This window comes from Crenobacter sp. CS_VA4 (genome assembly GCF_055597485.1).
Genome location: NZ_JBVMAE010000006.1, coordinates 186,762 through 212,022, shown reverse-complemented (window position 1 = coordinate 212,022; position 25,261 = coordinate 186,762). Strand labels below are relative to the sequence as shown.

The 25,261-nt window shown below is 66.2% G+C and carries 19 protein-coding genes; 10 read left to right on the top strand and 9 right to left on the bottom strand.

The window, feature by feature from the left end; genetic code table 11:
• Window positions 1–119: 119 nt before the first annotated feature.
• The 7 genes from ACZ2IA_RS08160 to ACZ2IA_RS08130 are packed head-to-tail and all read right to left on the bottom strand — an operon-like array spanning window position 120 to window position 8,561.
• A complete protein-coding gene (locus ACZ2IA_RS08160) occupies window positions 120–1,175 on the bottom strand; it encodes a diguanylate cyclase (protein ID WP_470292075.1) in 1,056 nt (351 codons plus the stop codon).
• Window positions 1,166–2,179, bottom strand: a complete 1,014-nt coding sequence (locus tag ACZ2IA_RS08155; RefSeq protein ID WP_470292074.1) for a chemotaxis response regulator protein-glutamate methylesterase — start codon at window positions 2,177–2,179, stop codon at window positions 1,166–1,168. The genes ACZ2IA_RS08160 and ACZ2IA_RS08155 overlap by 10 nt, the downstream gene beginning before the upstream one ends.
• Window positions 2,176–4,464 carry a hybrid sensor histidine kinase/response regulator gene (locus tag ACZ2IA_RS08150; RefSeq protein WP_470292073.1) on the bottom strand — a complete coding sequence of 763 codons (2,289 nt, stop codon included), beginning with the start codon at window positions 4,462–4,464 and terminating at the stop codon, window positions 2,176–2,178. The genes ACZ2IA_RS08155 and ACZ2IA_RS08150 overlap by 4 nt, the downstream gene beginning before the upstream one ends.
• Window positions 4,464–5,171 carry a chemotaxis protein CheW gene (locus ACZ2IA_RS08145; RefSeq protein WP_470292072.1) on the bottom strand — a complete coding sequence of 236 codons (708 nt, stop codon included), beginning with the start codon at window positions 5,169–5,171 and terminating at the stop codon, window positions 4,464–4,466. The genes ACZ2IA_RS08150 and ACZ2IA_RS08145 overlap by 1 nt, the downstream gene beginning before the upstream one ends.
• Window positions 5,164–6,438, bottom strand: a complete 1,275-nt coding sequence (locus tag ACZ2IA_RS08140) for a CheR family methyltransferase (RefSeq protein WP_470292071.1) — start codon at window positions 6,436–6,438, stop codon at window positions 5,164–5,166. The genes ACZ2IA_RS08145 and ACZ2IA_RS08140 overlap by 8 nt, the downstream gene beginning before the upstream one ends.
• Entirely contained in the window at window positions 6,435–6,890 is a 456-nt protein-coding gene (locus ACZ2IA_RS08135) for a chemotaxis protein CheW (protein WP_470292070.1), read from the bottom strand. The genes ACZ2IA_RS08140 and ACZ2IA_RS08135 overlap by 4 nt, the downstream gene beginning before the upstream one ends.
• Window positions 6,891–6,932: 42 nt before the next feature.
• Window positions 6,933–8,561: a methyl-accepting chemotaxis protein gene (locus tag ACZ2IA_RS08130; protein WP_470292069.1), complete on the bottom strand. Its 1,629-nt coding sequence runs from the start codon at window positions 8,559–8,561 to the stop codon at window positions 6,933–6,935.
• 305 nt (window positions 8,562–8,866) lie between these two features.
• Between ACZ2IA_RS08130 and ACZ2IA_RS08125 the strand changes: the two genes are divergently transcribed.
• Together ACZ2IA_RS08125 and ACZ2IA_RS08120 are read left to right on the top strand one after the other, a co-directional pair.
• Window positions 8,867–10,744 carry an ABC transporter ATP-binding protein gene (locus tag ACZ2IA_RS08125; protein WP_470292068.1) on the top strand — a complete coding sequence of 626 codons (1,878 nt, stop codon included), beginning with the start codon at window positions 8,867–8,869 and terminating at the stop codon, window positions 10,742–10,744.
• A 298-nt stretch (window positions 10,745–11,042) separates the two neighbouring features.
• Complete coding sequence (locus ACZ2IA_RS08120) at window positions 11,043–11,858, top strand: phosphonate ABC transporter ATP-binding protein (RefSeq protein WP_470292067.1); 816 nt, start codon at window positions 11,043–11,045, stop codon at window positions 11,856–11,858.
• A gap of 53 nt (window positions 11,859–11,911) precedes the next feature.
• On the opposite strand, the gene senA is transcribed toward ACZ2IA_RS08120, so the two are convergent.
• Window positions 11,912–13,171 (bottom strand): selenoneine synthase SenA, encoded by a 1,260-nt coding sequence (gene senA, locus ACZ2IA_RS08115; RefSeq protein WP_470292066.1) that lies wholly within the window; start codon window positions 13,169–13,171, stop codon window positions 11,912–11,914.
• A 144-nt stretch (window positions 13,172–13,315) separates the two neighbouring features.
• On the opposite strand from senA, the gene senB reads away from it, so the two are divergent.
• The 8 genes from senB to ACZ2IA_RS08075 all read left to right on the top strand — a co-directional run bounded on the left by senB (window position 13,316) and on the right by ACZ2IA_RS08075 (window position 23,766).
• Complete coding sequence (senB, locus tag ACZ2IA_RS08110) at window positions 13,316–14,305, top strand: selenoneine biosynthesis selenosugar synthase SenB (protein ID WP_470292065.1); 990 nt, start codon at window positions 13,316–13,318, stop codon at window positions 14,303–14,305.
• A gap of 919 nt (window positions 14,306–15,224) precedes the next feature.
• Window positions 15,225–17,306: a TonB-dependent siderophore receptor gene (locus tag ACZ2IA_RS08105; RefSeq protein ID WP_470292064.1), complete on the top strand. Its 2,082-nt coding sequence runs from the start codon at window positions 15,225–15,227 to the stop codon at window positions 17,304–17,306.
• Window positions 17,307–17,437: 131 nt separating this feature from the next.
• The gene (locus ACZ2IA_RS08100; protein ID WP_470292063.1) at window positions 17,438–18,811 is read left to right on the top strand and encodes an MATE family efflux transporter; all 1,374 of its coding nucleotides are present in this window, start codon (window positions 17,438–17,440) and stop codon (window positions 18,809–18,811) included.
• A 2-nt stretch (window positions 18,812–18,813) separates the two neighbouring features.
• Complete coding sequence (locus ACZ2IA_RS08095) at window positions 18,814–19,845, top strand: FecCD family ABC transporter permease (RefSeq protein WP_470292062.1); 1,032 nt, start codon at window positions 18,814–18,816, stop codon at window positions 19,843–19,845.
• Window positions 19,842–20,897: a FecCD family ABC transporter permease gene (locus ACZ2IA_RS08090; protein ID WP_470292061.1), complete on the top strand. Its 1,056-nt coding sequence runs from the start codon at window positions 19,842–19,844 to the stop codon at window positions 20,895–20,897. The genes ACZ2IA_RS08095 and ACZ2IA_RS08090 overlap by 4 nt, the downstream gene beginning before the upstream one ends.
• 2 nt (window positions 20,898–20,899) lie before the next feature.
• A complete protein-coding gene (locus ACZ2IA_RS08085) occupies window positions 20,900–21,709 on the top strand; it encodes an ABC transporter ATP-binding protein (protein WP_470292060.1) in 810 nt (269 codons plus the stop codon).
• Window positions 21,709–22,680: an ABC transporter substrate-binding protein gene (locus ACZ2IA_RS08080; protein WP_470292059.1), complete on the top strand. Its 972-nt coding sequence runs from the start codon at window positions 21,709–21,711 to the stop codon at window positions 22,678–22,680. Before ACZ2IA_RS08085 ends, ACZ2IA_RS08080 begins: the two co-directional genes overlap by 1 nt.
• An 81-nt stretch (window positions 22,681–22,761) precedes the next feature.
• The gene (locus ACZ2IA_RS08075) at window positions 22,762–23,766 is read left to right on the top strand and encodes a nucleoid-associated protein (protein ID WP_470292058.1); all 1,005 of its coding nucleotides are present in this window, start codon (window positions 22,762–22,764) and stop codon (window positions 23,764–23,766) included.
• Between the two features lie 478 nt (window positions 23,767–24,244).
• Here ACZ2IA_RS08075 and ACZ2IA_RS08070 read toward each other — a convergent pair whose 3' ends face one another.
• Window positions 24,245–25,228 carry a threo-3-hydroxy-L-aspartate ammonia-lyase gene (locus ACZ2IA_RS08070; RefSeq protein ID WP_470292057.1) on the bottom strand — a complete coding sequence of 328 codons (984 nt, stop codon included), beginning with the start codon at window positions 25,226–25,228 and terminating at the stop codon, window positions 24,245–24,247.
• Window positions 25,229–25,261 lie beyond the last annotated feature (33 nt).

Genomic DNA, 25,261 nt, shown 5'->3' with positions numbered 1-25,261 from the left:
TTCGAAGGCGCGCGAGTATAGCGGAAAGTGCTGACTGCCGTTGCAGCGCTGCGCCCAAAGGCGGGGTGCTGTTGCTCCGGCGCCGCAGCGTTGATTGGCTCGGGCCGGAAGCGGCAAGGCTAGCTGTTGATCACCACCCGGTTCTTGCCCAGCCGTTTGGCCTGGTACAGCGCGCGGTCGGCGGCGTCGATCAGCTTGAGCGCCGCGTCATCCCGCTCCGGGATCAGCGTCGCCCCGCCGATACTGATGGTGACCACCTGGCCGATGGCGCTCGGCGCACAGGGGATGGCCAGGGCTTCGACCGCACGCCGGGCCTTTTCGGCCAACAGCAGGGCGCCGCCGGGGGGCGTGAAGGGCAGCAGCATGACGAACTCTTCGCCGCCAAAGCGGGCAGCCAGGTCACTCGGCCGCCCGGCGGCGGTCCGGATCGTTTCGGCGACCCGCTTCAGGACGGCGTCGCCGGCGACGTGACCATAGGTGTCGTTGTAGTGTTTGAAGTTGTCGACATCGATCATCAGCACCGAGAACTGGATCTGCTGGCGGCGTGCGCGCTGCCATTCGGCGTTGAGGTATTCGTCGAAATAGCGGCGGTTCGCCAGCCCGGTCAGACCGTCGGAGTTGGTCAGTCTCTGCAACTCGAGATTGGCTTCGAGCAGCTTTTGCTGGCTCTCCCGCAAGGCCCGGTACGCCTCGTCCCGCTGCAACAGGTTGAGGTAGGAGCGGGAGTGGTAGCGGAGGCGCGCGATCAGTTCGATCGAATCGGGCAGTTTGACCAGGTAGTCATTGGCACCTTGAGCGAAGGCGGCGCTTTTGATCGCGGGTTCTTCCTTGGTCGACAGCACGATGACCGGCGTATCCCGGGTGGCGGGCGTCGCTCGGTACTGCCGTACCAGCGTCAGGCCGTCCACCCCGGGCATGACCAGATCCTGCAGGATCACTGTGGGCCGGGTAGTTTCCGCCACCCTGAGCGCTTCGTCCGGGTTGGCACAGTAGTGGTAGTCGATGTTGGCTTCGCTGGCGAGCATGCGGCGGACGGCCTCGCCGACCATGACCTGATCGTCGACCAGCAAGACCATGATCTGGTCGCTGGCGGGGAGCGGCTGCCACGCGCTGTGCGCAGACTCGGGCAAGGTAAAACGCGGTTCTTCCATGGGGATGTTCTTTGTCAGCGACATGCAGTAATCAAGGCGGGGGCGATGGCGTCGATGGGGAGGATGTCTACGGCGGCTCCCAGTGCCGCCGCGGCCTTGGGCATCCCGTAGACGGCGCTGGTGCGCTGGTCTTGAGCGATGGTGCGGTAGCCCTTGTCGCGCAGGGTTTTCAGCCCGGCGGCGCCATCATTGCCCATCCCGGTCAGCAGGATAGCGATCGCATCGTCTTGCCAGTGGCGAGCCAGGCTCTGGAAAAAGATATCGATGGACGGCCGGTAAAGATGATCGCGCGGATCGGGGGTATAACCGAGCCGGGCCTGCTCGGTAATCCGCAAGTGCAGATTGCCCCCCGCCAGCAGCACGATGCCGGGCAGCAAGCGGTCGTTCTCGCTGGCCAGCCGGACGGGCAGGGCGCACTGCTTCCCCAGCCACTGGGCCATGCCGCCGGCGAACGAGGCATCGATATGCTGCACGATGACCACGGTGGCCGGGAAATCGGGCGGCAAGCCCTGCAGCAGCGTTGCCAGGGCGGCCGGACCGCCGGCCGAGGCACCGATGGCGACCAGCCGGTGAGAGGCCGGCAGGACGGGCGGTCGACTGTCGGTGGCGGGCGTCGCCAGGAACAGCGTGTGCTCGTTCAGGCGGCGTTGAATCGCGTCAATCTTGTTCAGCAGCGGGGTGGCGCTCTTGAGCGGGTCGCCGACTCCCAGGGCCGGGGTGTCGACCGCGTCCAGCGCGCCGAGCCCGATCGCCTCGTAGACGCCTTGGGCGTTCTCAACGGCATCGGCGGTGACCACCAGAATGGCGCAGGGGGTGCGGCGCATGATCTGCCGGATGGCGTCGACGCCGTTGACCTTGGGCATGACCAGGTCCATCAGGATCAGCTCGGGGGTTTGCCAGGCGCACATCTCGATGGCCTGCTGGCCATCCTGGGCGACCCAGCTCACCCGGTACTCGGGGCGCAGCGAGATCGCCCTGCGTAGCGCCTCGACGGCGATGGGTGAGTCATTGACGATGCCGATATTCAAGACACGGCCTCCCCGATCAGATCCCGTACCGCCTGCAGCAGTGTCTCGTCGTGAAAACTGCCCTTGGCCAGGTAATAGTCCGCTCCGGCGTTCAGGCCGCGCATCCGGTCTTCCTCGCGGTCCTTGTACGAGACGATCATCACCGGCAGGGCCGCCAGCGCCGGATTCTGCCTGATCCGCGACACCAGTTCGATGCCGTCCAGCCGCGGCATGTCGATATCGGTAATCACCAGGTCGAAGGCCTCGGCACGCAAGGCATTCCAGCCGTCCATGCCGTCCACCGCCACCACCACCTGGTAACCCCGACTGAGCAGCAGCTTGCGCTCCAGCTCGCGGACGGTCAGCGAGTCGTCGACCACCAGCACCCGCTGGCTGTGGCGTTTTGCCTCCGTGTCACCGGTGGGCGAGGTCGGCGCATCGAGCTGGCCGGCATTGACCAGACGCTCCACCGAGCGCAGCAGGTCGTCGACGTCGACAATCAGCACCGGGCTGCCGTCGTCGAGCAGCGCGCCGGCACTGATGTCCTTGATCTTGCCCAAGCGCACATCCAGCGGTTGCACCACCAGCAAGCGTTCCCCGAGGAAACGGTCGACGATCAGGCCATAGCGGTCCTGCGGATTGCTGATCACCAGCACCGCCAGCTCCGCGCGGGCCACTCCGGCATCCGGCACCCCCAGAATCTGGCTGGCGTTGATCAGGCTGAGTGGCTGGCCGTCCAGCAGCATGTGGCTCTTGCCCTCCAGCCGTTCGATCTCGGCGGTGGGCAGGGTCAGGGTTCGGTCTACCTGAGCCAGCGGGAAGGCGTACGCCTCGGCGCCAATCTCGACCAGCAGGCTGCGGACCGTCGACAGCGTGATCGGCAATTGCAGCTGAAAGCGGGTGCCGCGGCCCGGTTCGGTGAAAATCCGGATGGAGCCCTGCACCTGCCGGACCATCTCGTGGACCACGTCCAGCCCGACGCCGCGCCCGGAAATGTCGGTGACCGTCTCGCGCAGGCTGAACCCCGGCAAGAGCAGGAAGTCGAGCAACTCGCTCTGGCTCAGCCGGGCGGCGGTTTCGCGGCTGGCGAGCCGGCGCGCGACGACCTTTTCCCGTACCCCGTTAAGGTCGATCCCGCGGCCATCGTCGCTGACGATAATCTGCAGCATGCCGGCCTGATGGCGGGCCTCCAGCGTGCAGACCCCTTCGGCGGGCTTGCCGGCCGCCAGGCGCTCTGCCGGGGTTTCGATGCCGTGATCCAGCGCATTGCGCAGCAGGTGGCCCAGCGGTGCATCGAGCTGTTCCAGAATGTCCCGGTCGACTTGCGTGCCGGCACCGACCAGCTGCAGCCGGACCGATTTGCCGAGCGTCCGGCCCAGGTCGCGCAGCAGCCGCGGGTAAGCGCCGGTGCCGTCCGCAAACGGGCGCATCCGGCAGGCGCGTGCTTCGTCGTAGAGCTGGCTGGCCAGGTTGGCCGAACGGCGGTCGAGCTGCTCCAGTTCGGCCAGTTGTTCGGCCAACATGTCCTGGCAGCCGCTGGCGATCCGTACGCTATCGCTCAGGGCGAACCGGGCACGTTCGCTCGGCGCCTGATCGATGAATTCTGCCTGCAGGATCTCGAGGGCTTGCTGCAGTTCCGCCTGCTGGCGTTTCAGTCGCAGCAAGGCGTTCGCGAGGGGTTGCAGGCCATGCGAGGCGGTCAGGGCCTCGCCGGACAGGCTGAGCAGCCGGTCCAGATTCGCGGCCGTCACCCGCAGCACCCGATCGCCACGGTCGGACAGGCGGGGTTCAGCCGCGGGGGCACCGGCCAACTCGCCGACGGCGGGTGGGCGGGACGGTGTGGCGGCTTTTTCTTGCCAGACCGGCGAGGGCGCCGGTGGCGGACTGGGCGGTGCGCGTTCCGGGCGATGGGGCGACGCCGTTTGGGCGAGCCCGCCCAGGGTCGTCAGGAACGCGTCAATTTCCTCTTGGCCGGGCGCGGCCGGTGCCGGCAGGGCGGTGCGAGCCAACAGGTCTACCCCGCCCAGCAGGGTGTCGATCTCCGCCGCGCCCAACCGCAGGCGGCCGTGCTGGGCGGCCACGAAACAGTCTTCCATGCCGTGGGCCACGTCGACGCCGGCCTGCAGCCCGACGATGCGGGCGGCGCCCTTGATCGAGTGGGCCGCGCGCATGCACGCCTCGAGCTGGTCGGCGGCATCGGGCTGGCGTTCCAGGGCGATCAGCCCCTCGTTCAGGACCTTGCCCTGCGTGCCCAGCTCCAGCTGGAACAGGTCTAGCAGTGATACCTGACTGAAATCCTCGGCCATCAGGAAAGACTCTGGTTGAGTGAGTGAAAGAGCCGGGGCACATCCAGCAGAGCGATGGTTCGGTCGCGCCAGCTGGCAACGGCATGGGTATGGCCCGTTTCCCCGCGGGCCAGCGTCGCCGGCGGCGCTTGCCAAGCCGCGTCCGCGACCCGTTCGACACCGTGGATCTCATCCACGGGCAGGGCGGCCAGATGGTTTTCATGATTGATCACCAGCACGCGTCGGCGGGACGGCTCGCCCGTTTGCAGCGCTCCCTCGGGCCGAGGCGGGTGTCCCAGAATCCCCGCCAGCGCGAAACACGGGACCAGCCGCCCCCGCACATTGGTCAGCCCCAGCAACACGTGCGGGTGTTTGCGATGGGGGAGGGTATGGATCGGCCGCACTTCGGCGATCTCGCTGAAGACAGCGGTGGGCAAGCCCAGCCACTCGTCGCCATGGCGGAAGATGACGAGGGAGCGGCTGGGGCCCTGTCCCTGCCGGTCGGCCTCGTCCCGGTCATCGCTCCACTGCGGCAGGTCGCGGGTGGAAAACCGGTCCAGTATCGTGGTGGCGGCCTGGCTGTAGACCGTACAGTTTCGGCAATGGATGTGCTGCGGCAGCAACGGGCAGGAGGCCGTGCCGTGAATGCCGATACGGTTCCAGCAGTCATCGATGGCCGGTACGGACGGGTCGATGGGGTCTTGGCGAGGCTCAGTCCAGTCACTCACTATGCGATTCCCTGCTGCGTTGTGCACGCTCGTACAAGCGCTGTGCCCCGGCCGTGTCGCCGGTCAGGGTCAGCAACGAGGCGAGGTGTAACAGCCCTTCCTGGTGGTTGGGCTCCAGATAGAGCGTTTTCCGGTAGTAAGCCTGGGCGGCATCCGGCTGGCCACTGGCATCGGCGACCAGCGCCATCAGGTAAAAGGCGGCGGCAGTGGGACCATGCCTCTGGATGTGCTGCTCGCAGCAGGCGAGGGCCTCGGCGAACTTCCCCTGGTCGGCCGCCTGCCTCGCCTGAACCAGCGGGGCCTCCCCAGCCGGGGCTCGCGGCTGCGCGGCCGGGGCCGGTGGAGTTGCCCGGGGCGTCGTCCTGGCGCTCGTCCAGGCCGGCGCCGGCCGGGGCTGACCGGCCCGTTGTACTGGCGGGGCGGCGGCGGGCCATGCTGGCGCCGGTACCGCGACGTGCTTGCCTGCTTTTCTGAATGCCGACGCCAGCGGAAGACCCGCCGACTGGAAATGCTGGCGCATCAGCAATGCCGCTTCGGCCGGACCGACCAGCAACAGGCCGGCTTCGGCCAACCAGTGATCGAGCACCGAGACGGCGTGTTGTTGCGTGCTGCGGTCAAAGTAGATCAGCACGTTGCGACAGAACACGATGTCGTAAGAGCCGGGCGCCTCGCCCATCAGCAGCTCGGCCGCAAACAGATTGCCCTGGCGAAAGCGGACCTGGCGGCGTACCGCGTCGGAGACGCTATAGCCGTGCGGGTGCACCGCGAAATGCCGCTCGCGAAAACCGAGCTCGTTGCCACGGAACGAATTGCGTTCGTAGACGCCGCGTCGTGCCAGATCGATGGCGCGGCTACTGATGTCCACCGCATCGATGTGGAAGCGCTCCGCCGGGATCTGGGCATCCAGCAGTGCCATGGCCAGCGAGTAGGGCTCCTCACCGCTTGAGCAGGGCAGGCTCAACAAGCGCAAGGGCGGTCGCAGCGGGTCCGCGGCCAGCAAGGCCGAAGCGTAACGTGCGGCGGCCTTGAAGGCCTCGGCGTCGCGGAAGAACCAGGTCTCGGGCACCACTACCGCCTCCACCAGCCGCTGCAGTTCCGTCGGCGAGGCGTGCAGCCGGAGCCAGTAATCATCGGCATCGCATGCCGCGCAGCGCTTGATCCGTTCCGCCACCGCGCGTTCGATCGCCGACAGGCCGATGGAAGCCGCGTCTAGGCCGATATGCTGTTTCAGCAAGGCCGCGAACCGGTCGATGGCGTTCGTACTCATCGGGCTTCGCAGTACAGCAGGTCGCGCACGGAAGCTGGCAGCAAGGCCGCCACGTCGACGCGTTGGATCAGTCCGCGCGCCTCCCGCAGCACCGGGCCCAGATAGGGCGCAGCGGGCGTCTTGACCCCTGTTGCGCTGAAGTCGGCCAGGTCGCCGCGCAGGAATTCGGTGGCTTTCTCGACGATCAGCCCGAGCAGCTGACGGCCCCCGTCACTGTCGGGGTAGTGAACCAGCACCATGCGGGTACTGAGCCGGTCCCGGGCCGGCCGACCCAGCGCCAGAGCGCACAGGTCGATGATCGGGACCGGTTGGCCGTGATAGTCGAGCAGGCCCGCCACCCACGCTGGTGTGCCGGGGAGCTGCTTGAGGCGGCACAGCGGCAGCACCTCGGCAATCTCGCGGGTTTCCAGCGCGTAGTAGTCCGGCTCCAGCTGAAACAGGAGGAATAGCATGGCTAGGCCTGCGGGTCTGGCGAAGTGGTGGTCATGGCCGGCTTACGCCTGCACCTTGAAGCGCGATACGCCATGACGTAGCCCGTTGGAGACGAGATTCAGTTCGTCGATGGACTGGCTCGACTGGCGGAGCGAGTCGACGGTTTGCCGGGTGGCCTCACTCAGCTGCAGCAGTGCCTGCTTGATTTGCTCGGCGCCGATGGTCTGCGCCTGCATCCCCTCGTGGACCTGCTGGAAGCCCGGTGTCATCGCCTGCACCTGCTGGATGATCAGAGTGAGCTGGCCGCTGGCGAGCTGCACCTCGGTCATGCCACGGCGTACCTCTTCGGAAAACTTGTCCATCCCCATCACGCCGGCGGACACGGCGGAGAGCATCTCCCTGACCATCAGTTCGATATCGTAGGTGGCGACGGCGGTCTGGTCGGCCAGCCGGCGCACTTCGGTCGCGACCACCGAGAAGCCCCGGCCGTATTCCCCGGCCTTTTCGGCCTCGATGGCGGCATTGAGCGAGAGCAGATTGGTCTGGTCCGCTACCTTGGTGATGGTGGTGACGATCTGATTGATCTTGCCGGCTTTCTCGCTGAGGATGCCGAGCTTGGCGTTGACCGAACCGGCTGCCTCCATCACGTTCTGCATGGTGCTTTCCATGCGGATCAGGCTGGCCTGGCCGTTGCCCGCCAGGTCGGCCGCCTGCTCCGACACCGTGGTGACCTCGCCCATGGTGCGCATCAGCTCCTGCGAGGTGGCCAGGATCTCCTGCGAGGTGGCGCCGATCTCGGCCGTGGTGCTGGCGGTTTCGGTGGCGGTCGCCTGTTGCTGCTTCGAAGTCGCGGCAATCTCGGTAATGGAGGTGGTGACCTGCAGCGCCGATTTCTGCGATTGCCCGACCAGGCTGGTCAGTTCGTCGGCCATCTGGTTGAAACCGGACTCCAGCACGCCGAACTCATCGCGGCGGCCCATTTTCAGGCGTCTGGTCAGGTCACCGGAGCGCATCGAATTCAGTGCCTCTTGCACGTCCCGCAGCGGCAGGGTGATGGCGCGCAACAGGAAATAACCACAGACCACGGCGGCGGCGGCGGCGATCAGCAGGGTGATCAGCATGCTGGTCTTGGCGGTGTCCACCGCGCTGCTGATGTGCTCGGCACTGACGTCGGCAAAGGCCCGGTTGTCCTCGACGAAGGTGTTGATGCGCGAGTGATTTTTCTCCCATTCCGGTGCCAGTGTCTTGGCAAACAGCTGGTGGGCCTCGCGGCGTTGCTTGATCGGGTCGAGAGCCAGCAGGGCCTGCTGCGCCTGAGCGTACTGGGAGAGCACTGCTTTGAAGGCTTCGAATCGCGCGCGGTCGTCGGCGCGGAAGATCGTGTTGTCGTAGCCCTTGATGAACCCGTTCAAGCGCAGCACATTGCTCTGCAGCTTGGCCAGGTCGGCCTGGCGTTCCTGCTCGGTGCTGTCGACCTCCGTCAGCTGCTGTATCAGCATATGTTCTTCGAACATCGCCGCCCGGATCATCGTGCTGTAATAAAGCCCCGGCAGGGCGTCACGCTGCATGCTGAATTTGGCCGTTTCAATCGCGCCAAGCTGTACGTGGCCGATTCCCGCCATCAACGTCATCAAGGCCAGAATGGCCGCAAAGCTACCCAGAATCCGTTGGCGGATACTCCAGTGTTTCATGAGTGGGAATTCCTGATGGGGTTGGTGCGTAGTGCTGTTTGGGTGATAGGTCGCTGAGGTCAAGAAGGCTTGGCAGGATGCCATGAGGCCGAAGCTGACCTGCCGAAGTATGCTGTTGCCGTAGTACTCGGTCAAATGCTCTGTCCCGGCTTTGGGATGGGGAGGGGTGATGCTCGCTATTGGGTTATTTAATATCGTGTTTTTAGTTTTTTGGCATAAATGTTGAGTGGCGATCCGGGGCCGCGTCGGCGCTTTGTGGCACTATACAAAAGCCGCCTTGCGTTCCAGTTTGAGGGAGTTCCCGCTTGTTTGGTTTATTCGAAAAACTGATTCACCCCTATCCGGATAGCCCCCCCGCGCCGCCGCCGAAGGGCTTCTTCGCCTTCGTCTGGGCGTGTACCCGCGGCCTGCGCCCGTATATCGCGGCGATGACCTTGTGTACCGCGCTGATCGGCGCGTTCGAGGCCTTGCTATTCTCCATGCTCGGCCGCGTGGTCGACTGGCTGAGCCACGTCGAGCCGAGCCGCCTGTGGGTCAGCGAGCGCGGCAGCCTGCTGCTGTTGGCCGGCATCCTCTTGGCGAGCCCGCTCTTGATCGCGCTGCAGACGATGTTCAAGCACCAGACCCTGGCCGGCAACTTCCCGATGCGGCTGCGCTGGAACTTCCACCGCCACATGCTGCGCCAGAGCATGAGCTTCTACCAGGACGAGTTCGCCGGCCGCATCGCCGCCAAGGTGATGCAGACCGCGCTGGCGGTGCGCGACACGGTGATGATCGTCACCGACATCCTGGTGTTCGTGGTGATCTACTTCGTCACCATGGTCGCGGTGGTCGGCAGTTTCGACGTCTGGCTGCTCGCGCCCTTCATCGGCTGGCTGGTGTTGTACGTGGCGGCGCTCTATTACTTCGTGCCGCGCCTCGGCAAGGTCGCGACCGCGCAGGCCGACGCGCGTTCGCTGATGACCGGCCGGATCACCGACGCGTACACCAATATCGCCACGGTGAAGCTGTTCTCGCACGCGCAGCGCGAGGCCGGCTTCGCCCGCTCGGCGATGCAGGACTTCATGAAGACCACTCATGCGCAGATGCGCCTGGTCAGCGGTTTCGAGATCGTCAACCACGTGCTGAGCATGCTCTTGATCGCCGGCACCGCCGGCGCGACGCTGTGGCTGTGGAGCGAGGGCCAGGTCGGCGTCGGCGCGGTGGCGGCGGCGACCGCGATGGCGCTGCGCCTGAACGGCATCTCGCACTGGATCATGTGGGAGATGGCGTCGCTGTTCGAGCATATCGGCACCGTGCAGGACGGCATCAACACGCTGTCGCGCCATCTGACGGTGACCGACGACGCCGACGCGCAGCCGCTCGCGGTCAGCCGCGGCGAGATCCGCTTCGACGAAGTCAGCTTCGGCTATGGCGGCGTGCGGCCGGTGATCGACGCGCTGTCGCTGCAGATCCGCCCGGGCGAGAAGATCGGCCTGGTCGGGCGTTCCGGCGCCGGCAAGTCGACCATCGTCAACCTGCTGCTGCGCTTCTACGATGTCGAGCAGGGCCGCATCCTGATCGACGGTCAGGACATCGCGCGGGTGACGCAGGACAGCCTGCGCGAGCAGATCGGCATGGTGACGCAGGACACCTCGCTGCTGCACCGCTCGGTGCGTGACAACATCCTGTACGGCCGGCCCGACGCGAGCGACGCTGAGATGATCGCGGCCGCGCGCCGCGCCGAGGCGGACGAGTTCATTCAGACCCTGTCCGACCCGAAGGGCCGCACCGGCTACGACGCGCACGTCGGCGAGCGCGGCGTGAAGCTGTCCGGCGGGCAGCGCCAGCGCATCGCGATCGCGCGGGTGATGCTGAAGGATGCGCCTATCCTGCTGCTCGACGAGGCGACCAGCGCGCTCGACTCGGAGGTGGAGGCGGCGATCCAGGCCAGCCTGTACCGGCTGATGGAGGGCAAGACCGTGGTCGCGATCGCGCACCGGCTGTCGACGATTGCGGCGATGGATCGGCTGATCGTGCTCGACAAGGGCCGCATCGTCGAGGAGGGCGACCATCGCAGCCTGCTCGCGAAGGGCGGGCTGTACGCCCGCTTGTGGGCGCACCAGAGCGGCGGCTTCCTCGGCGAGGAGGCGGAAGAGGACGGCGACGAAGTCGAGAATAGGGTGGCGACTGGGGCGGAGTAAGCCATCCTTCCTGCGCTCGGAGGCAACTGCCGTCGGGCGTAACGCACGTTTTTTTCCATGACACATCGGGATGCGAGACGGAGGGGCAACACCCCTATGGGGGCATTTCAGAAACCGGCTCGTATTCGTCGCCATGAGCGACTATGCTGCCGCAGTAGCGGGGTTGACCGGGCTTAAAGCGGCAGAACAACAGGCCAGAGCTGTCTCGCCAACACTGTTTCCGCTTGTCCCTCCCAGCCCTCTCCCCGTTCGGCGCTAGCGACAGCGAGTGGAGCCCCACCACAGCGAGGTGACCGAAGTGAGCGTTGTCGTAGACGCAGTCGAGGTGATCCGCGCGGGCACGGGCACGACGCTATCGGATGTCAGCTTTGCCTTGGCGCATGGCGAAAGAGTGGCGGTTATCGGGCCTTCCGGCGCCGGGAAGAGCACGCTGCTGCATGTGATCGGCACGGTGCTGCGGCCCGGTGCCGGTCGTGTGCGGGTATTGGAGCAGGAGCCTTGGAGCATAGACCGCGCCGCCTTGAAGAGGCTGCGCAGCAACATTGGCTTGATCTATCAAGCGCCTCCATTGCCGCCGCGCCAACGGGTGGTGAGCGCCGTGCTGGCTGGCCAGCTGGGGCACTGGCCCGCCTGGAAGTCTTGCCTGTCCTTACTTTACCCGGTCGATATCCCCGGCGCGCAAACGCAGTTGCAACGGCTAGATATGGCGGACAAATTGTTCGAGCGTTGCGATCGGTTGTCCGGCGGGCAATTGCAGCGTGTTGCCATCGCCCGCACGCTATACCAGCGGGCTGAATTGATCCTGGCCGACGAGCCGGTGTCGGCGCTCGATCCGATGCTGGCGAACCAGGTGATCGCTGAGTTGAACAATGAAGCCACCGCGCGCAACGTGACGCTGGTGGCCAGCCTGCACGCGGTCGACCTCGCACTGCATTGGTTTCCACGCATCATCGGTCTTAAAGCCGGGCGCATCGCTTTCGACCTGCCGGTGGCGTGCGTGACCGAGCGCTTGTTGCAAGAGCTGTATGGCAGCGAAGCCCGTTTTCCGCCCACGCAGGACGGTGCTCCTCTGATGATTCCGCGCGCGCGCGTTCCTCGCAACCTATGCAAGTAGCGCCAATCCATCGGCCGGCATGGCCGAAGCGGCGGCGAGCGGGGGCAACCGGATCAGCCCGGCGCCAGCGCGCAAGTGCGGAACCCGGCAAAGATATCGCGTCGCTCGGGCAGGTAGAAATTGCGGTACACGTTGCGGATCAATCGGGAGCGGGTGGCGAAGCTGCCGCCGCGCAGTACGTAGTGGGTATCGAACCAGGGCTGCGAATAATCCGCGTAGGGATCGGCGCTAAAACCAGGGTAGGGATGAAACGGCGATGCCGTCCACTCCCAGATATTGCCGATCATTTGCCTGCAGCCGCTAAGGCTATCGCCTTCCGCACAGGCGGCGACGTCGACACACCAAGCGGCGCGGCCGTCCAGGTTTGCGCGCGACGGCTCCGGGGCGGCCGTGCCCCACGGATAACAGCGTTTTTCGCCGGGGGCGCCTTGTGCCGCTGCGTATTCCCATTCCGCCTCGGTCGGCAAGCGGCGGCCACGCCAGCGGCAGAAGGCTTGCGCCTCGTGCCAATTGACATGCAGCACCGGCTGATCGGGCGCGAGCTCGCTCCATTGGTCGAAGCGGCGCGCCATCCAACGACCTGCACACTGCCGCCAGTGGCCTGGTGCCTGTGCCTGGGCCTGTTCGCGCCAGTTCCAGCCGATATCGCTCCAGCATTCGCGGCGGCGATAGCCGCCGTCTTCGACGAAGGCGAGATATTCGCGGTTGGTGACCGGCGCGCGGGCGATGGTGAACGGTTCGATCACGACCTCGTGTTGCCACTTTTCGTTGTCGAACACGAAACCCTGGTCCGGCCTGGCGCCGAGCAGGAAGCGCCCGCCCGCCAGTTCGACGTCGCCGGGCAAGGCTCCGGCCGGCGGCGGGTCCTGGTTTATCGCCAACGCGGGCGATGGGTAGCCGTGGGTCTGCCAGGAATAGTGAAACGCTTCGCCGTGCATGTCTTCGTGGAACAGGGCCAGTTGGGCGAAATAGCCAAGCTCCGGCTGGTCAGGCTCGCGCTCAAGCCGCTCGAGCACCTGCGTCAACACCTGCTCGGCATAGGCATGCGTGGCCTCGACCGAAGGCAAGGGCAGCCGCCAACGGCTGGCATGCGCCACCTGCGACGAGTCGTACCATGCGTCGGCGTACTCGAGCATCGAAGGCAAAAACCGGCCGTCTGGCAAGCGCCGCAGGCACCAGTACTCCTGAAACCAGGCGATATGGCCGAATTCCCACAGCGGCGGGTTGACGATAGGGTAGTAGGGGCCGAGCCATTGCTGGCCGTCCAGACACTGCAACAAGGCGCAGGTATGCCGGCGGGCATCGCGCAACATTGTGGCAAGACCGATTTCACCGGATGAGCTGCTAGCCATAGCGGTACCCGTTTCCTAAGCCGGCCGGGTCGGTTGCATTGCGCAGCCGGCCCGCCGAAACGTGAACAAGAAACCCGACATGACCGAGTATAAGGCGCTTGGCCCATGAACATCGCCCTCATCACGCCGGCTCGTCCCGGTTCGCACAGCGGTAACCGCAACACCGCCACGCGCTGGGCCCGTTTGCTGCGGCAAGCCGGCCATCGCGTCACACTCGAACAGGAATGGGGCGGCCGCGAAGCCGACGTGATGCTGGCACTGCACGCGCGCAAGAGTCATGCCTCGGCGGCCCGCTTTGCGGCGCAGTATCCGCACAAGCCGTTAGTGGTGGTGTTGACCGGCACCGACCTGTACCGGGATATCCGCTGCGACCCCACCGCCCAAGCGTCGCTACAACTCGCGACCAGACTGGTGCTGCTGCAACAGCAGGGAGTGGAGGAGCTGGATGCCGCGCTCAGGCATAAGACGATGGTCGTCTATCAGTCCGCCCAGCCACTGGCGCAAGCTTCGTCAAGCCGGCGTTTTTTCGAGGTGTGCGTCATCGGCCATTTGCGCGAAGAGAAAGACCCGTTCCGCACGGCGCTGGCGCTGCCTCACCTGCCGCGCCAGTCGCAAATCCGCGTGACTCAGATGGGGCAGGCGCTCAGCGCGGAAATGGCGGACCAGGCGGCCAGGCTGATGCAGGATGAGGCCCGCTATCGCTGGGTGGGCGACGTACCACACTGGAAGGTGCGGCAATACCTGGCGCGCAGCCACTTGATGGTCATCAGCTCGCGGATGGAAGGCGGCGCCAATGTGGTGGCCGAAGCCGTGATGGCCGGCGTACCGGTGGTGGCGTCTGCCGTTTCCGGCAATATCGGGATGCTGGGGCCGGACTATGCCGGGTATTACCCGGTTGGCGACGAACAGGCGCTGGCTGCCCGGCTATGGCTGGCCGAACACGATGCAGACTTCTATCGCCGGCTGCTGCGGCAATGCCGGGCGCGGCAGCCCTTGTTTAGCGAAGACCATGAAAGGCAGAGCCTGGAAAACGTCATGCGCGCGGCTGTTGAACATCCTCCAAGCAGTCGGGGCTATGAAGGAAATGCCGGTTAGCGCCACAGGATTACCCCTGATCCCAGCGGGCGGTCAGGGTTACCGCTGGATCGATCAAGCGCCGGTGACCTGCTGCCGAGCGTGGTGATCGGCACGGTCGGCGGTGGCACCGGGCTGCCGAAGCAGTGGCTATGCCGCGAGCTGATCGGTTGCGCCGGGCGGGCAAATCGTAGCATCTGGCCGAAGAGATGCCGGCTTCAGCCTGGCGCTCGACCTGTCGACGCTCTCCGCGATTGCCGCTGGCGAGTTCGCCGATGCGCATGAACGATGGAGCGGAACCGGCCGGCTACAGTGGGCAAGTAGGCCACTTGCGAGTGCTCTGGAACTTCGGTGAGGTTCTGGCCGCCGTGCCCTCAATGAATGGCGATTTGGCTGGCGCAGTCCAGAGCAGTGGACAGCACAGACCGACCGGGACTACACACTTTCAAGGTACGCCAATCCTCCTGGTGTGGAACACCACCTAATTGAACGGGCGAAAGGGCGCTGATTTGGTGTCAGGAATCGCTACCGTTCACCTTCAAACTGTCGCCTTGCCATCCGCGCTGTGCCTGCCGACCCGGCACGCTGCTGTTCAATGGCAAGTTCAACGACAAGTCCTCCAAAGCGGCAAGCTGTCCGTGGCGGCAGACTAGGGCCGTACCGGGTCTTTTCCTTATCTCGCCGGCCTGTTAGCGCTCCTTGTATTTCGCAGGAGACCGTGAGGTTGCGGCGGTGAGGCAAGAGTTCATCTGGGTGCAATATTTAATCGGTAAATGAAATAAATTCTCGTTGAAAACACGAATGGTAATAGTTACTATTCGTGCTCCAAAAAAAGACCCGAGTCATACCCTCCCCAAAGCACATCGATTCGGCTTGGCACTGAGTGCCAAGCCCGGAGTGGTATGCGCTCGCCACACACAAATTAGACGAGATGCTGTACATGAAGACCTTGCCGCTGTTGCTGGCCCCCATCCTGAGCATGCCCATCTCTGCCGCTGCCCTGGCGGGAGAACAAACTGAAACGCAGCTTGTTTCCGTCACGGTCGAGGGCAGCCGCGCCCCGCTGTACCAGGTGCAGGACGTCAACGTCGGCGCCCTGGGGATGAAGAAAGGGCTGGATGTACCGTTGTCGATCCAGTCCTATTCGGAAAAACTGATCCAGAACCAGGACGCGCACACGGTCCTCGACGTGCTGAAGAACGACCCGTCGGTGCAGAATTCTGCGGTGGGCGGGGCGTTCGACAACATCAGCATCCGCGGCTTCCAGCTCGGCTGGACCAATGCGATGCGCCGCGACGGCATGCCGCTGAGTCCCTTTATGGACGTGCCGCTGGAGAACGTCGAGCGCATCGACGTGCTGAAGGGGCCGTCTGGCTTCCTGTACGGGGCAAATCCGCCGGGCGGCAGCGTCAACTACATTCTCAAGCGCCCGACCGCCGAGCGCTTTGCCAGCGTCAAGGCCGAGGTGCGCAGCTACGACGGCTACTACCTCGGTGTCGATACCGGTGGCCCGCTCAACGAGGCGGAAACCGTCGGTGCCCGTTTCATGGCGGCCGGGGAGAAGGTCGGCGATTTCCACCACAACGGCGATCTGTCGCGCGGCTTCGTCGGTGGGGCGCTCGACTGGAAGCTATCGCCGCAGGCCTTGCTGCGGCTCGATTTCGACTACCAGAACAAGAAGCTGGCGGCACAGCCGCTGATCGGCCCGCAAAGCGACGGCAGCCTGCCGCCGCTGATCAACCCGCGTACGCTGTTGGGGCAGCCGTGGCTGCAGTACGAGACCCGCACCTATAACCTGGGTGGTCGCTTCGACTACCAGTTCAACGACAACTGGTCGTTCACCACCCAGGTCACCCAGTCGGTCAACGACCGTGATGCCGCGTTCCCGGATATCTATACTGTCGCACCCAACGGCGACATCCTCAGCGGCGACATCTTTCTGTCGCGGGGACAAAGCTTCAAGGTACTGTCGACCAACTCGTTCTTTACCGGCAAGTTCGCCACCGGTCCGCTGACGCACAATCTGGTCACCGGCATCTCCACTCGCAACGCCGAATCGCGTGATGGCGGCTTCACCGTGCTGCCGATCACCGTGGGCAATATCTTCCGGCCGGTGTATTCGCCCGAGCCGGCCATTATCGTCGATAAGCCCAAGAACCTGACCAAGAACTACGAGCCCAGCGTGTTCGTCAGCGATCTGATCGAAATCGGCAAGCAATGGGAGGTAATGCTCGGCGCTCGGCGTATCCGTTATCGCCAGGACAGCATGCCGGTGGGCAAGGCGGCCAGCGAATACCAGCAGAATGTGACGATGCCGTCGTACGGCCTGGTCTACAAACCGCTGCCGAATCTCTCCACCTACTACAGCTATTCGGAAGGCTTCGAGCAAGGCGGGGTCGCGCCGTATAACACGGTCAATGCCGGCGAATGGCAGAAGCCGATCAAGAGCAAGCAGAACGAGGTGGGCGTCAAGATGGCGGTCACGCCGAGCCTGATGGTGTCGTCGGCGCTGTTCCGCATCGATAAGACGCTGGAGTTCACCAATAGCCACAACGTGTATGGCCAGGGCGGCACGCAGCGGCATACCGGCGTGGAACTGATCGCCAACGGCCAGCTGACCAGCAATCTGTCGCTGGTTGCCGGTGCCGCCTGGCTTAACGCCGAATTGCTCGATACCGGCGATGCCGCCACCGCCGGCAAGCGCCCGGCCAACGTGCCGCGCGAACAGGCCAACGCCTTCCTCGACTACGCGATTCCGGCCGTGCGCGGGCTGAGCGTCAACGGCGGCGTCTACTACGTCGGCTCCCGTCCTCTCGACAATACCAATACCGTCGACCTGCCGAGCTATACCCGCTTCGACGTGGGCGCACGCTACGTCACCGCTATCGGCGGCACCGCCACGACCTTCCGCCTGGGCGTGCAGAATCTGACCGACAAACGCTACTGGGCCGCAGCCAATTACGGCAGCGTTTGGGAGGGGGCACCGCGCACGGTGTCGTTGTCGGCGCAGATCGATCTGTAAGCCGTTCCGGCTCGCCGCAGTGCGCCATACCAACCGTTCTATCCCATTAGGGATGGGACGGTTTCTCGCCACTGTGACGGCCGGTTCGGCCAACGTTGCAATCGTGCATGGCAGTTCGTCCTGCCCACACCATGAATCCAACCGAACGACTCTTTAGCGATGCCCGGCATATCGGGGTACTGGCAGCGCCGCTGATCCTGACGCAGCTGGCGCAGGTGGCGCTGACCAGCACCGATATCGCGATGATGGGGCTGCTCGGCCCCCACGAGATCGCCGCCGGCGGTCTCGCCATCACCCTGTTCAACCAGCTGCGCACGATGGGCGCCGGGCTGGTGACGTCGACCGGCAACCTGGTCGCCTACGCCAACGGCCAGAACGACGGCGAGCGGATTCGCCGGCTGGTCTGTGCCAGCTTCGCCCTCGCCACGCTGGCCGGTCTGCTGTTCGCCGGCCTGATGCTGCTGGTGGAGCGTCCGCTGCTCTGGCTGGGGCAGGATCCGGCGGTGGCGCGGCAGACCAGTGCCTACCTGCTCGCCGCCGCGCCGGGCATGCTGCCGTGCCTGTGGTTCCAGTCCATCCGCCAGTACACGGTGGGCCTGCGCAAGCCCGGTCCCTTGCTGGCGATCACGCTGGTGTCGATCGGGCTGAACCTGGCGCTGAACTACGGGCTGATGTTCGGCCGCTTCGGCCTGCCCAAGCTCGGCCTGATCGGCATCGCCTGCGCGACCAGCCTGGTCTACCTGCTGTCCTTCCTGATGTTTCTGACGGTGGTACTCGGCCGGGCCGAGCTGGCCCGTCATATGAGCCTGGCGATCTGGCGTGCCGACACCGAGGCGCTCTTGAGCACCTGGAAGATGGGGCTGCCGATCGCCGCCACCTACGGTTCGGAGGCGGCCTTCTTCACCGTGCTGACGCTCTTGATCGGCACGCTCGGCGCCGACGCCCTGGCCGCGCAGACCGTGGCCAACCAGGTGATCTACATCGTGTTCATGATCTCGGTCGGGCTGTCGCACGCCACGTCGATCAGCATCAGTCACGCCTGCGCGCAGCAGGATTTCGGCGGCGCGCGTCGGCTCGGCTATACCGGCCTCGGCCTCGGCGTCGCCGCGATGCTACTGGTGGCGATTCCGTATCTGGCCTCGCCCGGCTGGGTGCTGGCGCCGTTTCTCGACGCACGGGTGGCCGCCAATACCCGGGCGTACGAGCTGGCGGTGGGGCTCTTGGCGATCGCGGCGCTGCTGCAGGTGTTTGACTGCGCGCAGAACGTCGGCGTCGGCATCCTGCGCGGGGCGGGGGACGTGAACAGCTCGTTCCGCATCTCGCTGGTCGGCTACTGGCTGGTGGGGCTGCCGTGCGCCTACCTTGCCGGGCCGGTGCTCGGCTACGGCATCCGCGGCATCTGGCTCGGGCTGCTCTGTGGCCTGGCGACCACCGCGCTGCTGCTGCTGCGCACCTTCGAGCGGCGGCTGGACTACCTGGCCACTCCAACGCTTTCCGGAGCCTGACGATGACCCCATCCACTCAATCCAGAGCGTCGACGGCCGGCGTGCGCTACACGGCGACGTTTGCCGTGCTCAGCGGCATTCTCCTTGCGATCGGCCTGGCGGCGCTGTGCCACGGTACGCTGGCCTTGTCGCCGCGGGCGGCGCTGGACGCCTTGCTGACGCCGTCGGCCGACAGCCGCACCGCCTCGCTGCTGGTCGGCGAGCTGCGGCTGCCCCGTTTCATCGCCGGCGCCTTGGTCGGCGCGGCGCTGGCCGCCTCCGGCGTGCTGATGCAGGCGATTATCCGCAACCCGCTGGCCGACCCGACGCTGACCGGGGTGGTCAGCGGCGCGGCGCTGGCGGTGGTGGCGGCGATCCTGCTGTTCCCGGCGATTCCGGCCGTCTGGCACCCGGCCCTGGCGATCGCCGGCGGCTTGTTTAGTGCGGCGCTGTCGACCGCGTTGGCGTGGCGCGGCCAGCTCTCGCCGGTGCGGCTGGCGCTGGCGGGGCTGTCGGTCGCCGCGCTCGGCAGCGCCGGCACCATCAGCCTCTTGATGTCGGCCGGCCCGCAGGCCGGGCCGATCTTCTACTGGCTGGCCGGCGGATTGGCCGGCATCGGCTGGCAGCAGGTCGACCTGGTGCTGCCGTGGCTGGTGGTCGGGCTGGGGCTGGCCATGCTGTTTGCCCCGATCCTCAACGTGATGGCGCTCGGTGACGAGGCGGCCGAGGCGGTCGGGCTCGACCTGCTGCGCTGGCGGCTGATCCTCGGCGCGCTGGCGGTCGGTCTGGCTGCCGCGGTGGTCGCGATCGCCGGCCCGGTCGGTTTCGTCGGCCTGTGCGTGCCGCACCTGATGCGGTTGTGGCTGGGCCGGGATCAGCGGGTGCTGCTGCCGGCGGCGGCGCTCGGCGGGGCCTTGCTGGTCACGGCGGCGGACCTGCTGGCGCGTACCGTCGCCGCCCCGCGCGAGCTGCCGGTCGGCTTCCTGACCGCGCTGTGCGCCACGCCGCTGTTGATCGCGCTGATACGCCGCGATGGCCAGGGAGGTCGGGCATGAGCGCCGTCATCAACAACGTCGCCGTGACGGCGCAGCTCACGTCACGCCGGGTGCTGGGCATCGTGGCGCTGCTGGTGGGTCTGATCGCGCTGACCGTCGTCGCCAGCCTGTGGCTGGGGGCGGCCGAGTTGCCGTTCGGCGTGCTGTGGAACGCGCTGCTGCATCGCGACAGCCAGCCCGGCATCGCGATGGTGGTGTGGGAGATGCGCCTGCCGCGCATCGTGCTGGCCTTGCTGATCGGCCTGCACTTCGCCGCCAGCGGCCTGGTGCTGCAGGGCGCCTTGCGCAACCCCTTGGCCGAGCCGGGCATCCTCGGCATCTCGTCCGGGGCGACGCTGGCGGTGATGCTGTGGTTGTTGGTCGGCGTATTCGCCGGCAGTACCGATAGCAGCCGGCTGCTCGCCTTCAGCCCGACGCTGATGCCGTTGGTGGCGCAGCTGGGCGGCATTCTCAGCGTGTTCGCCGTGTACGGCCTGGCTTGGCGCCGCGGCACCGCGCCGGCACGGCTGATCCTGATGGGCGTGGCGGTCGGCGCAACGCTGTACGCCTGCGCGATGACCATCCTGGCTGGCTGGGGCTCGAGCCGCATCGAGGTGGTGCTGACCTGGCTGGCTGGCAACCTGTACGGGCGCGAATGGCCGCACGTGCTGCTGGTGCTGCCGTGGATGGTGTTGATGCTGATCGCGCTGCCGCTGGTGCTGCCGCGGGTGCAGCTCTTGTCGCTCGGTGACGAGGCGGCCAGCAGCCTGGGCCTGCACGCCGAAGCGTGGCGCTTGGGCGCGCTCGCCTTCGCCGGCTTTGCCGCGGCGGCCGCGGTCGGCGTGGCCGGGCCGGTTGCCTTTGTCGGCCTGATCGCGCCGCACCTGGCGCGGCAATTGGTCGGCGGGCCGCTGACCCGGGTCGCGCCGGTCGCGCTGCTGCTCGGCGCGCTGGTCACCCTGCTGGCCGATCTGGCCGGCCGCCTCGTGCTGCTCCCGACGGAAATCCCGGTCGGCGCGATCACTCCGTTGATCGGTGCGCCGCTCTTTCTCTACCTCCTTGCCAGGCGTTGAGTATGTCGCTGACCTGCAATAATCTTTCTCTGAATTATGGTGCGCGCACCATCGTCGAACCGCTGTCGCTGACGCTGGAATCCGGCCGCATCACCACTTTGCTCGGACCGAACGGCTGCGGCAAGAGCACGCTGCTGCGCGGCCTTGCCGGTTTGCTCACGCCTGCTTCCGGCCAGGTACAGCTCGACGGCAAGCCGCTGAGCGACTGGTCGCGCAAGCAGCTCGCCCGCCGCATCGCCTTCCTCAAGCAGACGCAGGACATCCCGGAGGGACTCTCGGTACTCGATCTGGTGCGGCATGGCCGCTTCCCGCACCGCCCGCTGTGGGGCGGCGAGCAGAGCGAGGACCGGGCCGCGGTCGAGTGGGCGCTGCGCGTGACCGACCTGGTGTCGATGCGAGACCGCCCGCTGCTCGAGCTGTCCGGTGGCGAACGTCAGCGGGTCTGGATCGCCACCGCGCTGGCGCAGCGCGCCGACATCCTGCTGCTCGACGAGCCGACCACCTATCTGGACCTGGGTCATCAGCTCGAGGTGATGCAGCTGTTGCAGCACCTCAACGCCGAGTTCGGCCTGACGCTGGTGATGTCCTTGCACGACCTCAACCAGGCGATGCGTTTCTCCCACCGCGCGCTGGTGCTGCAGCAAGGCCGGCTGATCGCCGACGGCGTGCCGGTCGACATCCTCGCGCCCGAGTTGCTCGGACAGGTGTACCGGGTGAGGGCGGCACTGATCGACGGCGCCGCGGACGGCCTGCCGGTGTGCCACTTCGAGGGGGCGCTACAGCGTCCAGAGCCGGCGGTGGTGGAGGCATGATGAGCCCGTCCGATTTGGCCCCTTGCTATTCCCGCCGCTCGCTGCTGCGCCTGTTCGGTGCGCTGGCCGTGCTGGCGCCGGCCTCGGCGCAGGCATTGACCCGGCTGAAGGACGACCGCGGCCATACGCTCACCTTCAACAGCCCGCCGCAGCGCATCGCGACGATTTCCTACACTGGCGCCGACACCGCGCTGGCGCTCGGCGCCCAGGTGGTGGCGGCGACTTTCATGGTGCGCAACCGCCACCCGGCCTACCTGCTCGACCGGCTGGCGCAGGCCAAGAGCCTCGGCCAACGTGCCGCGCCCAATCTGGAGCTGCTGGCGCTGGCGCGCCCGGACCTGATCGTCGCGATGCAGCGCTACACCGAGGCCAACGCCGAGCGGTTGGAGAAGATCGCGCCGTACCTGGCGTTGCGGCTGGAGACCTTCGGCGACAGCGGCCACAGCATCGCCCTGATCGGCCAGGCGCTGGGCCGCAGCGCGGCGGCCGAGCGGCTGAACCGCGACTTCGCCCGCGACCTGGCTCAGCTGGCCGGCCGGATGCCGGCGGCGCAGCGGCCGCGCTACCTGTTCATCTGGGGCGCCGGGATGGCGCCGTGGGCGTTCTACAACGAGAACATGACCTGCTCTATCCTCAACGCGCTGGGCGGCGTCAACGTGGCGGGCGGCAACCCGACGCCGAACGTGCCGGACAACACCGCGTTCGAGATGAGCCTGGAGGCGATCCTTCAGGTCGACCCGGAGGTGATCTTCGTCTACGACTACGGCCCCGCGCGGGTGTTCGAGACCAACCCGATCTGGCCGCACCTGAAGGCGGTGCGACAGGGGCGGGTGGTGTACGTGCAGGATCACTGGATCGAGTCGTTCGGTCCGGTGGCCCGCCAGGTGGTGATGCACGAGGCGGCGCAGGCGCTGTATCCGGGCCGATTCGCGCCGGTCGATATACGGCGGGTAGCGCAGCGCTATCTGTGATGGGCTGGCCGACCGAGTTGTCTTTCCGCGGCCCGGCGGGAATAATCTCGGCTCATCGAACGCACAGGGCAGGGACAGAACATGTTGATAGGCGAATCCAGGGTCGAACGGTTAGTGGTGCACCGGGTCGGTAACCCGGCGCGCGATGAGAGCCTGCAACTGTCCGAGCGCGCCTCGTCGGTGGACGACGAGGTGTCGGCGCTGCTGCTCGACGGCTATCTGAAGGGCATCGTCTCGGACAAGAAGAAATACCAGTTCTTCCACGAGTCCGAGCTGAACCTGAACGAGATCTACCACTACTCGCGGCAGTTCTTCCGCGGCGAGCTGGATTTCCTCGACGTGTCGCACCGCATCGCCAAGCATCTGTACGCGCGCTCGCAGCACCCGAACATCAGCGCCGGCGACCTGCTGGTGATCCTGTTCAGCAATCTGTCCGACGGCGAGACCAGCCAGCGCGGCCTCGGCGTGTTCAAGTCGGAGATCCGCGACGAGTTCCTCACCCTGGTCGATTCGGGCGACGTGATCGACATCCGTCACGCCACCGGCATCAACCCCAAGCTGATCGACAAGGGCGCGCTGATCCTGGAAAACGGCCCGACCGTGTACGCGGTCGACCGGCTCGGCCATCAGGCCAAGTTCTGGCTGGACGACTTCCTGAAGGCGATGCGCGTGCCGGACGCGGCGTCGAGCAGCCGCATGGTGGCGAGCGTGGTCGAGCAGCTGTCCGGCGAGATCGAGGACCCGGTCGAGCAGGGGCGCTTCAAGGACGAGTTGCTGACGCTGTGCAGTGGCGAGGAGGAGGTGTCGGCCAGCCAGGTCAGCACGATGGCGGAGAAGTTCGTGCCGCGCGAGCAGGTCAGCCAGGCCTTCGACAGCGCCGCCGAATCGTACGGCTTTTCTCTCGACGAGGAGGCGCGGCTGCCGGCGCAGGGCATGGCCAAGCGGCTGGAGCGCACGCTGAGCAAGGTCAATATCCCGCACGGCATCAGCCTGCTCTTGCCCTCGGGCATGACGCTGCAGAACGTCCAGTCGCTCAGCGACGAGGGCGAGCTGACCGTGACCTTGAAGCTGTCGCGGCGCGACTGAGTTTAGATCGGTCACCAAGGTTGGCCGAACGGGGGGGGGGGGGGCGGCTTCGCTTTCGGCTAACCTTGGCATGCCATATAAAAAAGCACCGCGTTCCCGATAGGGGCCGCGGTGCTTTTTCATGGTTCTTTACGGTATTGAGGGGACGCGTGCTTGGGGCGTGGCCTTGTCGGTCTCGCCCGACAGGCGACCTCCTTTCTTTGCTTCGCCAAAGAAAGGAGGCAAAGAAAGGCGACCCCGATGCGCTGGCCTTCGGCTTCCCTCTCGCCTGCCAAGTGGCCAAGCGCCGCCGAACTCGCCCCGCGCTAACGTCGCGGGACTCGAACAAGCGGCGGCTTAAAACCTGCTCGCTTGACGATCGCTCGGCAGTGCAAAGGGGATGGGCAGGATGATTGCAGCGGACTTGAATTCGCTAAGGATTCACCCTTACTGGGGCGTGATTCTCCAAGACTATCCAAGCTGCTCTTATCCTTATGGATCACGCTACCCCGCCCGCGAGCAGCGCGGCGTAGCGCGCCAGGTCGACGTTGCCACCCGACACCACGACGCCGACCCGCTTGCCCTGCAAGTCGAGCTTGCCGGACAGCACCGCCGCAGCGGCGAGGCAGCCGGTGGGCTCGACCACCAGCTTCATCCGCCCGGCGAAGAAGCGCATCGTCTCGACCAGCTCGGCGTCGCTGACGGTGACGATGTCGTCGACCAGCGCGCGCAGCACCGGGAAGGTCAGCTCGCCCAGATGCTGGGTCTGCGCGCCGTCGGCGATGGTGCTTGGCGTGTCGATGTGGACGATCTCGCCGCGGCGCAGGCTCTGCTGCGCGTCGTTGCCGGCTTCCGGCTCGACGCCGATGACGGTGCAGTCAGGGTTCAGCGCCCGCGCGGCGACCGCGCAGCCGGACAGTAGCCCGCCGCCGCCCAGACACACCACCAGCGTGTCGAGCGGGCCGACCTCTTCGATCAGTTCCTTGGCCACCGTGCCCTGGCCGGCCATCACATGCGGGTGGTCGTACGGCGGGATCAGCGTCAGGCCGCGCTCGGCGGCGAGACGCCGGCCGAGCGCCTCGCGGTCCTCGCGATAGCGGTCGTACAGCACCACTTCGGCGCCGTAGCCGCGGGTGGCGGCGATCTTGATCGCCGGCGCGTCCTCGGGCATCACGATGGTGGCCTGCACCCCCAACAGCCTCCCGGCCAGCGCGATCGCCTGCGCGTGGTTGCCGGACGAGTAGGCGATCACCCCGGCGGCGCGCTGTTCAGGGCTGAACTGGGCGATGGCGTTGTAGGCGCCGCGAAACTTGAACGCCCCCATGCGCTGGAAGTTCTCGCACTTGAACAAGAGCTCGGCGCCGGTCAGCGCGTCGGCGGTCGACGAGGTCAGCACCGGGGTGCGGTGCGCGATGCCGGCAATGCGCCGGTGGGAGGCCACCACGTCGTCGTAGCTGATGGCGAGGGTCGGGGAGCGAGTCATCGGTCTGCCTTTCATAGAGGAGGTCGGTGAGAG

What these genes read in the sequence shown, in the direction of transcription:
- senA (WP_470292066.1), bottom strand. Translation starts at nt 13,171, where the DNA reads ATGTTGCGCGATGCCCGCCGGCATACCTGCGCCTTGTTGCAGTGTCTG.
- ACZ2IA_RS08130 (WP_470292069.1), bottom strand. Translation starts at nt 8,561, where the DNA reads ATGAAACACTGGAGTATCCGCCAACGGATTCTGGGTAGCTTTGCGGCC.
- senB (WP_470292065.1), top strand. Translation starts at nt 13,316, where the DNA reads ATGAACATCGCCCTCATCACGCCGGCTCGTCCCGGTTCGCACAGCGGT.
- ACZ2IA_RS08095 (WP_470292062.1), top strand. Translation starts at nt 18,814, where the DNA reads ATGACCCCATCCACTCAATCCAGAGCGTCGACGGCCGGCGTGCGCTAC.
- ACZ2IA_RS08135 (WP_470292070.1), bottom strand. Translation starts at nt 6,890, where the DNA reads ATGCTATTCCTCCTGTTTCAGCTGGAGCCGGACTACTACGCGCTGGAA.
- ACZ2IA_RS08085 (WP_470292060.1), top strand. Translation starts at nt 20,900, where the DNA reads ATGTCGCTGACCTGCAATAATCTTTCTCTGAATTATGGTGCGCGCACC.
- ACZ2IA_RS08100 (WP_470292063.1), top strand. Translation starts at nt 17,438, where the DNA reads ATGAATCCAACCGAACGACTCTTTAGCGATGCCCGGCATATCGGGGTA.
- ACZ2IA_RS08090 (WP_470292061.1), top strand. Translation starts at nt 19,842, where the DNA reads ATGAGCGCCGTCATCAACAACGTCGCCGTGACGGCGCAGCTCACGTCA.
- ACZ2IA_RS08160 (WP_470292075.1), bottom strand. Translation starts at nt 1,175, where the DNA reads ATGTCGCTGACAAAGAACATCCCCATGGAAGAACCGCGTTTTACCTTG.
- ACZ2IA_RS08105 (WP_470292064.1), top strand. Translation starts at nt 15,225, where the DNA reads ATGAAGACCTTGCCGCTGTTGCTGGCCCCCATCCTGAGCATGCCCATC.
- ACZ2IA_RS08080 (WP_470292059.1), top strand. Translation starts at nt 21,709, where the DNA reads ATGAGCCCGTCCGATTTGGCCCCTTGCTATTCCCGCCGCTCGCTGCTG.
- ACZ2IA_RS08070 (WP_470292057.1), bottom strand. Translation starts at nt 25,228, where the DNA reads ATGACTCGCTCCCCGACCCTCGCCATCAGCTACGACGACGTGGTGGCC.
- ACZ2IA_RS08150 (WP_470292073.1), bottom strand. Translation starts at nt 4,464, where the DNA reads ATGGCCGAGGATTTCAGTCAGGTATCACTGCTAGACCTGTTCCAGCTG.
- ACZ2IA_RS08140 (WP_470292071.1), bottom strand. Translation starts at nt 6,438, where the DNA reads ATGAGTACGAACGCCATCGACCGGTTCGCGGCCTTGCTGAAACAGCAT.
- ACZ2IA_RS08075 (WP_470292058.1), top strand. Translation starts at nt 22,762, where the DNA reads ATGTTGATAGGCGAATCCAGGGTCGAACGGTTAGTGGTGCACCGGGTC.